The organism is Nocardia gipuzkoensis (assembly GCF_021183645.1).
In the GTDB taxonomy this organism is placed as follows: domain Bacteria; phylum Actinomycetota; class Actinomycetes; order Mycobacteriales; family Mycobacteriaceae; genus Nocardia; species Nocardia abscessus.
Genome location: NZ_CP089225.1, coordinates 1714538 through 1728899, shown reverse-complemented (window position 1 = coordinate 1728899; position 14362 = coordinate 1714538). Strand labels below are relative to the sequence as shown.

The 14362-nt window shown below is 68.1% G+C and carries 12 protein-coding genes; 4 read left to right on the top strand and 8 right to left on the bottom strand.

The features are described 5' to 3' along the window. Positions 1 to 55: 55 nt before the first annotated feature. The 6 genes from LTT66_RS07860 to LTT66_RS07835 all read right to left on the bottom strand — a co-directional run bounded on the left by LTT66_RS07860 (position 56) and on the right by LTT66_RS07835 (position 6740). Complete coding sequence (locus tag LTT66_RS07860; protein WP_233065566.1) at positions 56 to 3169, bottom strand: helix-turn-helix domain-containing protein; 3114 nt, start codon at positions 3167 to 3169, stop codon at positions 56 to 58. A 322-nt stretch (positions 3170 to 3491) separates the two neighbouring features. After that, on the bottom strand, positions 3492 to 4235 hold the full coding sequence (locus LTT66_RS07855; RefSeq protein ID WP_233065564.1) for a CPBP family intramembrane glutamic endopeptidase: 744 nt from the start codon (positions 4233 to 4235) through the stop codon (positions 3492 to 3494). Between the two features lie 183 nt (positions 4236 to 4418). Next, positions 4419 to 5348, bottom strand: coding sequence for an RluA family pseudouridine synthase (locus LTT66_RS07850; protein WP_233065562.1), 930 nt, complete (start codon positions 5346 to 5348; stop codon positions 4419 to 4421). A gap of 50 nt (positions 5349 to 5398) precedes the next feature. After that, on the bottom strand, positions 5399 to 5980 hold the full coding sequence (locus LTT66_RS07845) for a putative glycolipid-binding domain-containing protein (RefSeq protein ID WP_233065560.1): 582 nt from the start codon (positions 5978 to 5980) through the stop codon (positions 5399 to 5401). Between the two features lie 5 nt (positions 5981 to 5985). Continuing rightward, the gene (locus LTT66_RS07840) at positions 5986 to 6438 is read right to left on the bottom strand and encodes a TIGR03667 family PPOX class F420-dependent oxidoreductase (protein ID WP_233065558.1); all 453 of its coding nucleotides are present in this window, start codon (positions 6436 to 6438) and stop codon (positions 5986 to 5988) included. Between the two features lie 122 nt (positions 6439 to 6560). Continuing rightward, complete coding sequence (locus LTT66_RS07835) at positions 6561 to 6740, bottom strand: hypothetical protein (protein ID WP_181725700.1); 180 nt, start codon at positions 6738 to 6740, stop codon at positions 6561 to 6563. Between the two features lie 247 nt (positions 6741 to 6987). On the opposite strand from LTT66_RS07835, the gene LTT66_RS07830 reads away from it, so the two are divergent. From LTT66_RS07830 to LTT66_RS07820, 3 genes are all read left to right on the top strand, one after another. Continuing rightward, positions 6988 to 7805, top strand: a protein-coding gene (locus LTT66_RS07830) for an IS5 family transposase (protein ID WP_408638756.1) whose coding sequence is annotated in 2 segments (ribosomal slippage) — positions 6988 to 7341 and positions 7344 to 7805 — 816 coding nt in all. Because the reading frame shifts where the segments join, the coding sequence is not laid out codon by codon here. 144 nt (positions 7806 to 7949) lie between these two features. Further along, positions 7950 to 9794 (top strand): ABC transporter ATP-binding protein, encoded by a 1845-nt coding sequence (locus LTT66_RS07825; RefSeq protein ID WP_233065556.1) that lies wholly within the window; start codon positions 7950 to 7952, stop codon positions 9792 to 9794. Beyond that, positions 9791 to 11527 (top strand): ABC transporter ATP-binding protein, encoded by a 1737-nt coding sequence (locus LTT66_RS07820; protein WP_233065553.1) that lies wholly within the window; start codon positions 9791 to 9793, stop codon positions 11525 to 11527. The genes LTT66_RS07825 and LTT66_RS07820 overlap by 4 nt, the downstream gene beginning before the upstream one ends. 71 nt (positions 11528 to 11598) lie before the next feature. Here LTT66_RS07820 and LTT66_RS07815 read toward each other — a convergent pair whose 3' ends face one another. Together LTT66_RS07815 and LTT66_RS07810 are read right to left on the bottom strand one after the other, a co-directional pair. Continuing rightward, positions 11599 to 12306, bottom strand: coding sequence for a siderophore-interacting protein (locus LTT66_RS07815; RefSeq protein ID WP_233065551.1), 708 nt, complete (start codon positions 12304 to 12306; stop codon positions 11599 to 11601). A gap of 111 nt (positions 12307 to 12417) precedes the next feature. Beyond that, positions 12418 to 12888, bottom strand: coding sequence for a hypothetical protein (locus tag LTT66_RS07810; RefSeq protein WP_195098924.1), 471 nt, complete (start codon positions 12886 to 12888; stop codon positions 12418 to 12420). A gap of 105 nt (positions 12889 to 12993) precedes the next feature. Here LTT66_RS07810 and LTT66_RS07805 point away from each other — a divergent pair, with 105 nt between their 5' ends. After that, on the top strand, positions 12994 to 14328 hold the full coding sequence (locus LTT66_RS07805; protein ID WP_408638755.1) for a SidA/IucD/PvdA family monooxygenase: 1335 nt from the start codon (positions 12994 to 12996) through the stop codon (positions 14326 to 14328). The last annotated feature ends 34 nt before the right edge of the window (positions 14329 to 14362 follow it).

Genomic DNA, 14362 nt, shown 5'->3' with positions numbered 1-14362 from the left:
GGGGCGGAAGCAGCTGAGGGACGCCGGACGATAGGACGATGGGCGCGGTCGGCGCTCAGCCGATGACCGCGTAGGGGCGATGAACTTTGATCGCCGAGTCCAGCACACGCGTGACCGCGGAGCGGGAGACGCCGAGCTCGTTCGCGATGGCAGGGGTGGAACCGCCCTGGTCGGCGAGCGTGAGAATCTCCCTGACCTCCTCGATCGGCAGGTTGGACAGGCGTCGGCCGGTGATGGCCCGTGCGAGCGCGGAGATTTCGTCGTCGTCGGTGGCTGCTTCCTCGTGCTCGGCGGGCAACTCGTCGTCCTCGTCGTCTTCCGCGTCGAGGATCGGCAGCGCTTCGGCGCGCGGGCGGGCATGCTCCGGGGCTTCCTCGAGCGCGAGTTGTTCGCTCTCCGCGTCGGCAGAGCGGTCGTTTTGCTCGGCGGACAGCGACTTTCCGCGTTTCGTGGCGCGCGGGGCGGTGGCGTTCGGGTTCACTTGCGCGGCCGTGTCGGTGGTTGCCGGCATCGGATCCACGGCACCGGAACCCGAGTGGCGGACGGTGTCGCTGCCACGAAGCGCGCGATCGACCGGGCGTTCGCCTCTCTCGGGCTTCGCCTGCGGCGGTGCCGCATTGCCCGCCTGTGCCACGGAAGGCTCGTCGAATTCGAATCCCTCGTGCAGGTCATCGAGCGAGATCTGCTGTGGCGCGGATGGTTGGGCAGGGTCGAGACGCGGCTCGCCGTCGACGGGCGCGTCTTCGGCTCGGCCGTGCGCTGCTTGCTCCGCGTCTACCGGGAAGGGCTGTGCGGGTTCGTCCGGTCGGGTCGCAGGTTCGGCGGCGACATCCGAGACGGGATCGGCGACAGACGCCATTGGATGATTCGGTGCCGGAGTCGAAACTTCCTGACCGTTTACGACAGACGGATCTGGGCTTCCGTCCGCGGCGCGGGTGCCCGGCCGGTTTTCGGTGCCGGGCGCAAGGCTGCGCCTCGTGACCGGAAGGGTGTGCGCGTCGATGTCGGTGGAGAACTCGGCGGTGTGGCCGGTGGTGGTCTGCCCGTGGTGTCCATTGCTGGTGGGGCTCACAAGCGGGCCGTCGGTGGTGGGAACGTTGTCGCCCTGCAAAGCGTAAGCGTCGCCGGTGGGGGAGGACTCGACGGCATGCCCATCGGCGGTCGGGCGCACACTGTGCCCGCCGATCTGCAGGGGGTGTGCGTTGCCGTTGGCGACGGATTCGACGGCGTGGCCGTTGGTGGCTGGATGAACGGCGTGGCCGTTGACCTGCCCAAGGCGTCCATTGCCGGGGCCGGGCGCAAGCGGGCCGTCGGTGCTCGAAACGCTGCCGACTTGACGAGGGGGAGCATCGCCCGTCGCGGCGTCAGCGGTGGGCCCATTGGTGACTGGGCGCGCGGTGTGGCCGTTGGACTGCGGGGCCTGTGCGTTGCCGGGGCTTTCGATGGTGTGGTCGTTGGTGATCGGGCGCAGGGTGTTCCCGTTGGCTCGGGAGGGATGTGCGTTGCCGTTGGTGGGGGTTTCGACGGTGTGGTCGTTGGTGATCGGGCGCAGGGTGTTCCCGTTGGCTCGGGAGGGATGTGCGTTGCCGTTGGCGGGCGTCTCGACGGTGTGACCGTTGGCGGTCGGGCGCACGCTGTGCCCGTCGATCTGCGGGGAATGTGCGTTGCCGTTGGTGGGGGTCTTGATGGTGTGGCCGTTGGTGGTTGAACGCACTGTATGCCCATTGGCCTGGAGGTGGTGGGCGATGCCGTTAGTGGGAGTGTGGCCGTTGATGGCCGGACGCCCGTCGTTTCCGTTGATGCGCGGGTGGTAAGCGTTGCCGTTGACAGCGGGCTCGGTGGTCCGGTCGACCGGCAGGACGGTGTGGCCGTTTACGGAGACGTCGTGGGTATGGCCGTTGACGGTGGTTTCCACCGGGTGACCGTTCGAAACCTGCGGAAATGCGGCGTCGTCCGGATCTTCGACCGCATGACCGTCGGTGAACTGTTCGGCCGGGCCGGAAACGGGGGCACCCGCGTGCACTTCGGCGTTTCCAGGGCCGGCCGCCTCGACCGGAGCGTGATCGAGCGCGGACCGATCGAAGGGATGACCGTCGACCGACGCGGTGACGGTATGGCCGTTGATCGGCGGATCGATGGCGTGACCGTTGGTCGCCGACGACTTCGCGTGGTCGGTGCGCGGCGTAACAGGCGAGTTCGAGCCGGCGGACCGGGTGCGCTCGTGGGGACCAGATGGGGAGTCGTATTCCGGCACGCGGCCACTGTTCAGGGGCGCGGTGCCGGTCTCTTCTTCCCAGCGAAATCGGCCGCCGTTCGCGTCCACGCCGCCTCCCGGGAGCGAGTGATGATCGCCGCCATCCGGCCTACCCGGGGTACGGTCCGCGTCGATCCGGATCGGCTGCGGGTCGCGATCGATCACCGGCGCGCCATCGATCAGCACCGCGTACCGCGCGGAGACCCAGGCGTGCAGCCAGATCACCACGCCGACCATTACCGGCGCGATCGCGTACTCGACGGCGCGGCCGAGGTCGCCCGCGGCGAGATGCGGTCCGGTGTTCAGCGCGACGGTAGTGCCGAGCAGTGCCGCCTCGAAGAAGATCACCTTGCCGCGCGCCAGCTCCCGGCCCCACCTGGCGGCCGTCGTGGCCGCGACCATGATGGTGATGATCGGGATCGAGATCATCGCCTCGATGCCGTAGCTCAACCAGTAGAGCGGATCCGACATGTCGCCGCTGGGCACCAAGTTGTGTTGCACGTTGACCCCGGCCCACACCATGCCGAGCACGACCACGGCGATCAAGGCCCGCGACGACCACTCCGCCCGCCGGTAGAGCTGCGCCAGCCGCGCGTCCGCGCTGGACACCCGCCGCCGCGCCGCCAGGGCCCGCCGATGCCAGCGGGCGTCGGCCTCGTCGGAGCGGCGCAAGGCGGCCGCCGATTTGCGATCCCGCTGCTCGGCGGCCAATTCCGCTTCGATCTCCCGGCGCCGCTGCTTGCGTCGCTGCGCGCGAATCCATTCCGCCAGTTCGCGCTCCGCGGCGATCTCGCGTTCGGAGAGCACCTGAAGCAGCGCGGGATCGAGCTGCAGGGGCAATTTGCCGCGCGCGGTCTCGACTTGCTGTGCCAGCGCGGCAATCTCGGAACTACCGTTCGACAGTTCGTCGGGCATCGGCGAGCCTTCCCAAGAGCAGGTGTCATGCCGAGTGGTGGAGACATGAGTGCTCGAACATATGTGTGATCGCCAGTGAGACTAAACCGACCTCTGTTCGTGGTCAATGTCGCGGACAGGTGACCGACGGCGACACGCCGAGCTGCCGAAAACTGCGGTGTTGCTCGATTATCCGGATGAGCGGCCATTTCGTCGGCGCCACCGCGTGTCGAAACTGCGTTCGAATTCCTACCGCGCCGTTGGGTGACTTTCGCCGCTTCGGGCACCGTCTGTGCGGGGAAACCGACGTGGATCCGATTCGCCCGTCGTGAATCCGCGAGAATCAGGCGAACGTGGTGTGCCAAACCAGGGCGGCCGCCAGCGCGCCCGCGCCGTTGACCGACCAGTGCAGGGCGATCGGGGCGAGCAGACTGCCGCTGCGGTGGCGCAGCCAGGTGAACACCACGCCCGCCGCGGCCGTCGCTACGACGGCGAGCAGGATGCCGATGATCTGGCCGGCGACGCCGCCGCCGACGATGCCGCTCAAGCCGCGGTTGCCCGAGGTGAGGCCGAAGGAGGACGCGATGTGCCAGAGGCCGAACATCATGGAGCCCGCCGCGAAGACGCCGCGGGCGCCGTAGACGCGGTGCAGTGTGCCGTGCAGCACACCGCGGAAGGCCAGTTCCTCGGGAATCACCGTTTGCAGCGGAATGACGATCATCGAGGCGATCAGTGCGCCCGAGATGGTCGCGTAGCGATCGGCCAGGAAGAACGGCCGGGTGAGCGGTAGCGCCGCCCCGATCGCGACGACCGTGAGGACCAGTGCCACCGCGCCGAGCGCGTAGAGCGAACCGCGGCGCCAGTGCCGGGGTGAAAGGCCCAGCTCCGACCAGCCGAGGCCGCGTTTGCGGACCAGGGCGAGCAGCACGATCGCCGCGGCGGGCACCGTCACCACGCTTGCCCACGCGGTGGTGAAGTGCGCGATCAGATTGGTGGCTGCCAGGACGAGCACTACGACGGCGACGTCGATGTAGGCGCGCACTCTGTGGCGTTGCTGGGTTGTTGCTGCTAGGTCTGGCTCAGGCATCCCGCACCAGTGTACGGAGTTGCAACAGGTTCGCTATCTGTCAGGACTGAACTGATGGATGTGTCACTTTTCGGGGCTGCCGAGGTCGGCGCCATGCTCGACACGCGGGCAGCACGGGATACTGCCGCGGGGGCCGCGACGGCCGCGCGATAGTGGCTTCGCGCCCGACCGGCCCCGGTGCCGTCAGTGGGCCCACCCGTGCGGATCGGTCCAAGCCTGCAACGTGCGACTGGTCTCGAAGCGGCGTGGCTCGCGGCTGACCGGATCGGTGAACTCGAGCGTAGCGGCCAGCAGCTGCAGTGGCCTGGTGAAATCGTCGACGGGTTTGTCGGTGAGCACCGGGTAGAAGTCGTCGCCGAGGATGGGGATGCCGAGGCTGTTCATATGCAGGCGTAACTGGTGGGTCCGGCCGGTGTGCGGGCGCAGCCGGTAGCGGCCCAGCCCGTCCCGGTGCTCGAGCAGTTCGACCTCGGTTTCCGCGTTGGGTTCGCCCGGCACCTCCTGGGCCGCGAGCACCTGCTTCTCCTTGATGATCCGGCTGCGCACCACCCGGGGCAGGGTGAGATCGGGGTCGAACCGGGCGATCGCCTCGTACTCTTTGCGCACCGTGCGCTTGTGGAACATGGTCTGGTAGGCGCCGCGGCGGGCCGGGTTGATCACGAACAGCACCAGGCCCGCCGTGCCGCGGTCGAGCCGATGCGCCGGGGTCAGGTCGGGCAGGTCCAGCTCCCGGCGCAGCCGCACGAGGGCGGTCTGCAGGATGTGCTGACCGCGCGGGATCGTGGCCAGGAAGTGCGGTTTGTCCACCACCAGCAGGTCGTCGTCGCGATGCACGACGGGGATGTCGAACGGGACCACCGTCTCCTCGGGGAGATCGCGGTGGAACCAGACCGCGCCACCCGGTACGTACGGTGCGTCGGGAGCGATCGGACCGTCCAGGTCGACGATGCCGCCCGCGTGCAGCAGTTCATCGATCCGTGTGGCGGGCACCCGGGGCAGGCGCTCCACCAGATGGTCGCGAATGGTCGCCCAGTCGCCCTGCTCCGGTAGTCGCAGCCGGGCCGGGTCCAAGCCGTGCCGCTTCGGCAACGGCGGTTGTTGCCGCCTTCTCATCGGTATCGACCCTAGCCGCCGGCCTACCGCATGCCGCGACGGCCGGGACCTCAGTGAGCCCGCACCGCGATGCCCGGGTAGTCGAGCACCAAGCCCGACTTGTCGTACTCCAAGACGCAGGCGAAATCGAACTCCGGGGCCGCGTAGTCGAATCTCGGTCCGTGCTCACCGTCGACGATGCGGTCGTAGCGCTGCTCCAGCCGCGCCACCGCCGCGCCGGAGGCGTACACATAGGCCGCGGGTGCGTCCACGCCCTCCCCGACCTCCGGCGCCGACCTGTGCACGGGTAGCGCGTTGGTCAACGCCGAGGACTCCAGGTCCACGTCGAGGCAGCCGTCGAGCAGTGGCGCGGGCATGCCGTCCAGCAGCCAGGACCCCGCACCGTCCGCGTCCAGCACCAGCGTGTTCCAGCCGCCCGGCTTGCGTATGGCCACCTGGGCCCGGCGCGTGCGCCATTCGGTGTCGAGCGCGATCCGGTAGTCCACCGTCCAGGCCGCGCCGTCCTCGACGGCCGTCGTGCAGCCGTCGATCAGCACACCCTGCTCGGTGACCCGGAAATAGGCCACCTCGAACCCCTCGCGTGCGGTGCGATGCCGCCAGGCGGCGGTGGACGGCGGCGGTGCGAAGGTCATCGGATTCAGAATCCGCGCAGCCGATCCGGCGTCACCCGCACGACCACCGAGTACTCGGCGTAGAACTGTTCGTCGGTCATCTCGATCGAGCGCAGGCCCTCGGCGTACTTCTCGGTGAAGGAGGCGATTTCGGCCGCGCTCGGCCGCTGCTCGACGACGCGCGCCGTCCCGGTGAGCACGACGACGTCGCCGCCGGTCTCCGTGCTGTTGAGGTTCAGCGCGACACGGGGATTGCGCTGGATATTGCGTACCTTCGGTTGGCCGGGCTTGCTGAAGATCAGGAATTCACCGTCGCGCCACTGGAACCAGACGGGGTTCGGCTGCGGTGTGCCGGTCGGGCCGACGGTGGTCAGCCAGAGGACGGACTCACGGTTCAGGCGTTCGGCGACTTTCGCGCCGAATTCGGTCTCGGTGTCGACGACGGGGGCGGCGGATCGATCGGATGCCGTGGAGGTCATGGCAGGGACAACGCCGCGGCACCCCGGACGATTCCGCTCGCCGCTCAGCAGCCGATCGGGTAGGCGGGAAGCGGCTTGCGCTCGTCCGGGCAGTCGCAGGCACGACCGCGCGACGCGTTCCATTACGGGGTGGCCCGCTCGTCCAGCACCATCAAGCGAGCCTCGACCAGCGTCCTGCGCGCGCGGCGGCGGACCCGGCACAGTTCGACGCTGCAATCCAGGTGGACCTGCATGGCGCGGTGCGCTTGCCCCGCGGTCAGGTCGCCGGGGTCGCGCGCGCAATTCGACAGAACCGAAAACATCTCCGTGCCATACATATTCGATACTCCTGCGCCTCGATAGTTCCGCTTTCGCTCGAAGTTAGCGATGTGCACGGGCTATCGCACCAGGATGTACTGCCGTTCACGGAGGATTCCCCGGTGCGTCGGCAGTTCGAAAACCTCGGGTCCGAAACGGTTTTCGCACATTGCCGAAATAAGACCGTGTCTTACGTGGTTGTAATTCGTTCGCGTTGTGCCGGAATGTGATGTGCTGCATGATGTTCGACTCGTGGTCGATGAGTTGTCGAGACGTCTGGTCCCGGACGAGTTGTGGGCCCTGGTCGAGCCGTTGCTTCCGGAGTTCACTGCGCGTCCGCAGGGTGGTGGCACCGCCCCGGTTGATGAGCGTGCGGTGTTCACCGCGGTGGTGTTCGTGCTGACCAGCGGTTGTGCGTGGCGGATGCTGTCGCCCTCGTTCGGGGTCACCGTGCCGACGGCGCATCGCCGGTTCAGTGTGTGGACCAAAGCCGGGCTGTGGCGGCGTCTGCACAGCGTCGTGCTGGATGAGCTGGGCGGCGCAGGCTTGATCGACTGGTCGCGAGCGGTCATCGACGCGGCGAGTGTCCGGGCGAAAAAGGGGGACCTTTGACCGGCCCGAGCCCGGTTGATCGCGGCAAGCCCGGCTCGAAGATCCACGTGCTGTCCGACCGCGCGGGAATCCCGCTGTCGGTGGGTATCTCGGCCGCCAACACCAACGACGCTGAAGCGCTGCGGCCTCTGGTCAAAGCGATTCCTGCTATCCGATCGCGGCGCGGCCCGCGCCGACGCAAACCCGGCAAGCTGCACGCCGACAAGGCATACGACACCGCCGAGCTGCGGCAATGGGTGCGAAACCGCGGGATCGGCGTCCGCATCGCCCGCAAAGGCACCGAATCCTCCCAGCGCCTCGGCCGCCACCGGTGGGTGATCGAGCGCACGATTTCCTGGCTGACCGGCTACCACCGCCTCAACATCCGCTACGACCGCGAAGCCACCCACTTCCTCGCCTTGCTCACCCTTGCCGCGACACTGACCTGCTACAAGAAACTCGCGAAATCAGCCACGTGAGACACGCTCTAAGTCGGGGAGGACAACTCCGGGGTGGGCGGGGTCCAGCTCTATCGCATCTTAGTAAGTTAGCCTAGCCTTCCTTGTGATGACGATGGGTGGATGTCGGCGCGCTGCGCCGGGAAGGTCGGGAGGCGAGGACAGATGACGGTGGAGGTCGCGCCGCCGGGGGCGGAGACGGGAAACCGGCCGCCGAAGGCGGTCGAGAAAGAACGCAAGCGCCGGGAGGCGCAGGCACGCAAAGAGATCCTCGCGCCCGTGCGCGGTCCGCTGAATGTCGCGAGCGTCGTGATGGCGGTCGCGTCGGTGTGCACGGTCGTGCCGTTCGTGCTGATCGTGGAGGCTTGCCGCGAACTACTGGACGAGCAGGTGGACACCGATCGGGTGTGGCGTCTGCTGACGATCGCGGTGCTGGTCCTCGTGGTGCGCGCCCTGCTCCAGGCCGGTGCGCTGACCTGGACGCATCTGCTCGACGGGAAGTATCAGCTCGACGTGCGCCGGGCGCTGGCGGCCAAGCTGACCCGGGTGCCGCTCGGCTGGTTCGGCGACCGGAACTCGACCGAGGTGAAGAAGTACCTGCAGGACGACGTCGAGGCACTGCACTATCTCGTCGCGCACGCCAGGCTGGAGTTCGTGGGCGCGCTCGTCGTCCCGATCGTGACCCTCGGCTACCTGTTCGGTGTCGACTGGCGGCTCACCCTGGTACTGCTGATCCCGCTGGTGATCTACGCCGTCGCGCTCAGCAGGATGATGGCTCAGGACAGCCGCGACCGGCTCGCCATATACACCCGGTGGGAGAACCGCGTTCAGGAGAGCACCGTCGAATTCGTCGACGGCATCCAGGTGGTGCGTGCCTTCGGGCAGGCGGGCAAGGCACACACCGAATATCAAGAGGCGGTGGACGCCCAGGCCCGTGCGTTCGACCGGTGGAAGACGCCCATGATCCGGCTGCAGGCCGTCTCCGACATCGTCATCACGCCGGTCTTCATGATGCTGGTGATCGTGCTGTCCGGACTCGCCGCGGTCGGACTCGATTGGGTCGCGCCGCTGGATGTGCTGCCGTTCCTGCTCGTCGGACTCGGTCTCGGCGGTTCGCTGCTCGGTCTCGGCTACGGCGGACAGGCGTTGCGCGCGGCGGGCGCCGCCGCGGTGCGCCTGCACGAACTGCAGCAGACTCCCGAACTGGCGGCCGGGACGGCGGCGGAATCGGGAGTTCCGGATCGGGCGGGGGTGGTGCGCTTCGAGTCGGTCACCTTCGGCTACCGCGACGATCGCCAGGTGCTGCGCGGCATCGATCTCGAACTCGCTCCCGGCACTCTCACCGCGCTGGTCGGTCCGAGCGGCTCCGGTAAATCCACGCTGGCCAAGCTGCTGCCCCGGTTCTACGACGTGACCGGTGGGCGGATCACCATCGGCGGCCGCGATATTCGCGACTACTCCACCGAAGAGCTCTATCGAACGGTCGGGTTCGTCTTCCAGGACGTCCGACTGATCCGCGGCTCGATCCGCGACAACCTCCGGATGGCCGGGCAGGACGCCACCGACGACGCACTCGCGCGCGCCGCGCGCGCCGCGCAGATCCACGACCGGATCATGTCACTGCCGCGCGGATACGACTCCGAGATCGGCGTCGACGCGACCCTTTCCGGCGGCGAGGCGCAGCGGCTCTCGATCGCCCGCGCGCTGCTCGCCGACAGCCCCGTACTGGTGCTGGACGAGGCCACCGCGTTCGCCGATCCCGAGTCCGAGGCCGCGGTGCAGGACGCGCTGGCGGCGCTGGTCGCCGGACGTACCGTCCTGGTGATCGCGCACCGCTTGCACACCATCACCGGCGTCGACCGGATCCTGGTGCTGGAGAACGGAATATTGGTCGAACAGGGCGACCACCAGAGTTTGCGCGACGCCGGCGGCACCTATCAGCGTCTCTGGGAGATCAACGAGGCGGCGCTGGACGCGGTCGCGCTCGTGGAAAGCGAGGAGACTCGATGATTCGCAAGCTTCTCGGACTCGTTCCGGCCGAATACGCCGGGCTCGCCCCCACGTTGCCGGCGGTGATAATCGCCCAGGCGCTGAGCCAGTCCGTCGCCTACCTGCTGCTCGTGCCGGTGCTCGAGTCGCTGTTCGACGGCGATCTCGGCCGGGCGTGGACCTGGGCGCTGTTGATGACGATCGCCGTCGCGGCCATGGCGATCTTCGGTTACTTCCAGACCTCGGTCGGTCTGCGCATCGCGGTGGGGATGCAGCGCGGTCTGCAGACCAGGATCGGCGATCATCTCAACGCTCTGCCGCTGGGCTGGTTCGAAACCCACAGCGCGGGCCCGCTGTCGCGCATGGCCGTGGAGAACGTGCGGGAAATCCAAGGCGCCGTGGCGTATCTGGTCGCCCGGGTGCTCAACGGGATCGTCGTTCCGCTCGGCGTCGCCGTGGGCATGCTGTTGATCGACTGGCGGATCTCGTTGGCGATGCTGCTGGCGGCGCCGGTCCTGTTCCTGGTGAACGGACTGGCCTCGCGCGCGTACCGCAGCTCCGACGAACAGGCCCACGCCGCCGCGGCCGAGGCCGACGCCCGGGTACTCGAATTCGCCCAAGCGCAGCCGGTTCTGCGGGCCTTCGGCGCCGTCGGCGCGGGCAACCGGGCATTGGAGGCGGCGCTGCGCAGGCAGCGGTCGGCGACCGCGCGTCAGGTGTTCACCGCGGTTCCCGGGTTGATCGTGTTCGCGCTGTCGGTCCAGGCGGTCTTCTTGGTGCTGGCCTACGTCGTAGTCGGCAGGGCCACCGGAGGGTCGATCTCCGCGGCGGCGGCGATCGCGTTGATCGCGGTCAGCTCGCGGTTCATCGAACCGCTGAATCAGGCGGCCCAGCTGGGCAACGGGTTGCGCGCCGCGGCGGCGGCCGTCGGGCGGGTCGGCGATCTGCTTGCCGAACCCGTTCTTCCCGAGGCGGAAGCACCGGTGACCCCGGGCGCGCCCGCGGTGGTCTTCGACAATGTGAGCTTCGGCTACCGTCCGGGCGAGCCGGTGCTCAGCGAGGTGACCTTCAGTGTGCCTGCCGGTACCACGACCGCGATCGTCGGACCCAGCGGCGCGGGGAAGACCACCCTGCTGCGGCTGGCCGCCCGGTTCTACGACGTGGACTCCGGTCGCGTCGTGGTGGGCGAACACGACGTGCGCGAACAACCCTCGGCGACGCTGCTGAACCAGCTCTCCCTGGTTTTCCAGAACGTCTATCTGTTCGATCGCTCGGTGGCCGACAACATCAGGATCGGCAAGCCGGAGGCGACCGATGCCGAGGTATGGCGTGCCGCGCAGGCCGCGAGCGTGGACGAGATCGTCGAGCGCTTGCCCGAAGGGTTGGCCACACCGGTCGGCGAGGGCGGCGCGGCGCTGTCCGGCGGTGAGCGGCAGCGGGTTTCGATCGCCCGTGCACTGCTCAAGGACGCCCCGATCGTGCTGCTCGATGAGGCGACCAGCGCGCTCGACCCGCACAGCGAGGCGGTGGTGGTGCGCGGTGTGCACGAGGTGACCAGGGGCAAGACGGTGATCGTCGTCGCGCATCGACTGGCGACCATCGCGCACGCCGATCAGATCCTGTTCGTCGACGGCGGCCGGATCGTCGAACGTGGCACGCACGACGAGCTGCTGGAACTCGGGGGTCGCTATGCCGACTTCTGGAACGAACGCTCCCGCGCCGCGGGCTGGCGTCTGGAACCCGCCGCGGTCTGACGGTCCGGAGAGACGTCGCCGCCCGCTACCTCGGGTAGCGGGCGGCGTTGTCGTTCGGGGCCGGGGTGTGGCTACTTCCAGTACGCCTGGGACTTGATCGCGGTTTTGGGCAGTCCGTGGGTGGTCTTGAGGCTCTTGACGATCGAGCGCGTGGTGGCGCCGTCGCAGGCGACCCAGCCGAATGCGTCTTTGGGGCAGGTGATCTCCTGTGCCTGCTCGCGCATCAGCCGGCCGTCGTCCACGCGCTGCAGCCAAGTCACCTGATGGTGGGGCTTGTTGCGCACCGGAAGGGTCTGGTCCGACTCGTACTGCCATTCCAGCCAGACCCGAGCCGGAGTGTCGCCGATGGCGTCGAGCAGGGAGTTGATCGCGGGCAGCGAGGCGGTGTCACCGAAGACGATGTACTCGCTCGGCGCGGGTTCCGGCAGTGCGAATTTGGAGCCGAGCACGCTCGCGTCGAGTGGATCACCGACGCCCGCGTTGCGCGCCCAGTCCGCGGCGGGGCCGTGGTGCAGGGCGAACTCGATCCAGAACCGGTCGCCCGCGGGATCGGGATCGACGAGGGTGAACGCCCGGTGATGCAGTTTGTCGCTGTCCGCCTCGGGAATCCACACGCGGATCCACTGCGTGGGATGGACGGGATGATCGGCCAGCAGCCCACCGGCATCGAAACCGAGCCGCACGAAATGGTCCGTAACCTCTTCGGTCGATGTCACAGTGAGCCGGTAGTCCTTGCCGCCCCACGCCTTGACCACGACGCCACTGAATCCTCTGCTCATGCAACTGAGGTTAGCCTAAGAATACTTGGCGGTCACGCGGTAGCGGCATTCGGTCCGAAACACCGAAGTGCCCCGCGTGAGGCGGGGCACTTCGGTGGGAGCGGTCGACGTTCAGCAGCCCGTTCCGACGAAATTGCCGATGGTGCACACCGATTCCCGGGTCAGCTTCCAGCTGCCGCCGACCTGCCGCCAGGACACGTCGAAGTACCACGGTTCGTAGCCCTCGGTCGAGGTCAGCAGCTTGGCGTAGACCACGTCGCCGTCGACGCTCACCGGGCCGACGACATCCCAGCGCCAGCTCGCGGGTGCGACCGAGATCAGCGCCGCGGCGCGATCGAAGGCGGGCAGGCCCGCCTCGCCGGTCTCCACTTCGGCGGCCCTGGCCGAGCGCGAAGCGCCCGCGTTGAACAGGACGGCCATCTTGGCGCGCAGTTCGCCGGTGCCGGGCGCCTTGGCGCGCAGCGGGGTGACGAGCGGGGCGGCCTCGGCGACCGTGCTCATGGCGACCGTGCCGAGGGCGCCGGTGAGGACCGAGGCGGCAACAGCGATAGCGCTGATGGTCTTTCGGCTGATTCCGATCATCTGTTCATTCCAATCATTCCGGTGTGCGCTCACCCATGGTCGAGTGGAGCACGCGCCTTCACTGTAAGGTAAGGCTATGCAAACATAGGCGCGCAGGTTCGGTCGATGTGGGCGTGCCCACGGGTGCGGCGCGAGTCGAGAGTGGGAGAAACAGTGGGAACGCTTGTTGTCGTCGGTGCGGGTCCGAAGGCGTTGGCGGTGGCGGCCAAGGCTCATGTACTGCGCGAACTGGGCTTGCCCGCGCCGCGCGTCGTGGTGGTGGAAGCCCACGCGGTGGGCGGTAATTGGCTGCCGAGCGGTGGCTGGACCGATGGGCAGCATCGGCTCGGCACCAGTCCGGAGAAGGACATCGGCTTCCCCTACCACTCCACGTGGGCCCGTGGTCGCAACCGGGCCATCAACGAGGCCATGATGGCCTACAGCTGGACCTCGTTCCTGGTCGATCAGGGCACCTACGCCGAGTGGATCGACCGCGGCAGGCCGAGTCCACAGCATCATGTCTGGGCGAAATACCTGCAGTGGGTCGCTCGTGCGATCGATCTCGAACTCGTCGTCGGCGCAGTGCGATCCATCGCGGCCGCGGCCGACGGGTGGCAGGTCACGGCGGTCGACGCGGACGGCCGCCCGACCGAGATCGAGGCGGACGGCCTCATGATCACCGGGCCGGGCCGCAGCGAGAAAGCGCTGACCAAACATCCCAAGGTGCTCAGCATCGCCGAATTCTGGGATCTGGCGGGTAAGCGCAGTCTGCCCGTCGCCTCCCGGGTCGCCGTGATCGGCGGTGGCGAGACCGCCGGTTCGGCGCTGGACGAACTGATCCGCCACGGCATGCTGTCGATCTCGGTGATCTCGCCGATGGCGACGATCTACACCCGCGGTGAGAGTTATTTCGAGAACTCGCTTTTCAGCGACCCGATCAAATGGGGAGCGCTGAGCGTCGATGAGCGCAGGGATGTCATCAGGCGGACCGATCGCGGTGTGTTCTCGGTTCGGGTGCAGGAGAGCCTACTCGCCGACAATCGCGTGCATCACATGCAGGGCCGTGTGGTCCGGGTGGCGGATCAGGACGGCGCCGTCGCGCTGACGTTGCGCAACGAGATGCGCCCGGATCAGGTGCACACCGCCGACCTGGTGATCGACGCGACGGGCGGCCGTCCGCTGTGGTTCCTGGAACTGTTCGACGCGAACGCCGCGGATCTGCTCGAGCTCGCGGTGGGCGGCGAGCTGACGCAGGCGCGGATCGAGGCCGCCATCGGATACGACCTCGCGGTGTCGGGCCTGGACAGCAAGCTGTATCTACCGAACCTGGCGGCGCTCGCCCAAGGTCCTGGCTTTCCGAATCTCAGCTGCCTGGGCGCACTTTCGGACCGGGTACTCCAGACGGCGACGGTCCGGCAAGCCGCGGCGCGACGCGGGAACGCGGTCTTGTCGGTCGATTGATCAGGTTCGGCACGCGCGCACGGCCGAGATAGGC

What these genes read in the sequence shown, in the direction of transcription:
- LTT66_RS07840 (WP_233065558.1), bottom strand. Translation starts at nt 6,438, where the DNA reads ATGACCTCCACGGCATCCGATCGATCCGCCGCCCCCGTCGTCGACACC.
- LTT66_RS07845 (WP_233065560.1), bottom strand. Translation starts at nt 5,980, where the DNA reads ATGACCTTCGCACCGCCGCCGTCCACCGCCGCCTGGCGGCATCGCACC.
- LTT66_RS07825 (WP_233065556.1), top strand. Translation starts at nt 7,950, where the DNA reads ATGACGGTGGAGGTCGCGCCGCCGGGGGCGGAGACGGGAAACCGGCCG.
- LTT66_RS07810 (WP_195098924.1), bottom strand. Translation starts at nt 12,888, where the DNA reads ATGATCGGAATCAGCCGAAAGACCATCAGCGCTATCGCTGTTGCCGCC.
- LTT66_RS07860 (WP_233065566.1), bottom strand. Translation starts at nt 3,169, where the DNA reads ATGCCCGACGAACTGTCGAACGGTAGTTCCGAGATTGCCGCGCTGGCA.
- LTT66_RS07850 (WP_233065562.1), bottom strand. Translation starts at nt 5,348, where the DNA reads ATGAGAAGGCGGCAACAACCGCCGTTGCCGAAGCGGCACGGCTTGGAC.
- LTT66_RS07815 (WP_233065551.1), bottom strand. Translation starts at nt 12,306, where the DNA reads ATGAGCAGAGGATTCAGTGGCGTCGTGGTCAAGGCGTGGGGCGGCAAG.
- LTT66_RS07820 (WP_233065553.1), top strand. Translation starts at nt 9,791, where the DNA reads ATGATTCGCAAGCTTCTCGGACTCGTTCCGGCCGAATACGCCGGGCTC.
- LTT66_RS07855 (WP_233065564.1), bottom strand. Translation starts at nt 4,235, where the DNA reads ATGCCTGAGCCAGACCTAGCAGCAACAACCCAGCAACGCCACAGAGTG.
- LTT66_RS07805 (WP_408638755.1), top strand. Translation starts at nt 12,994, where the DNA reads ATGTGGGCGTGCCCACGGGTGCGGCGCGAGTCGAGAGTGGGAGAAACA.
- LTT66_RS07835 (WP_181725700.1), bottom strand. Translation starts at nt 6,740, where the DNA reads ATGTTTTCGGTTCTGTCGAATTGCGCGCGCGACCCCGGCGACCTGACC.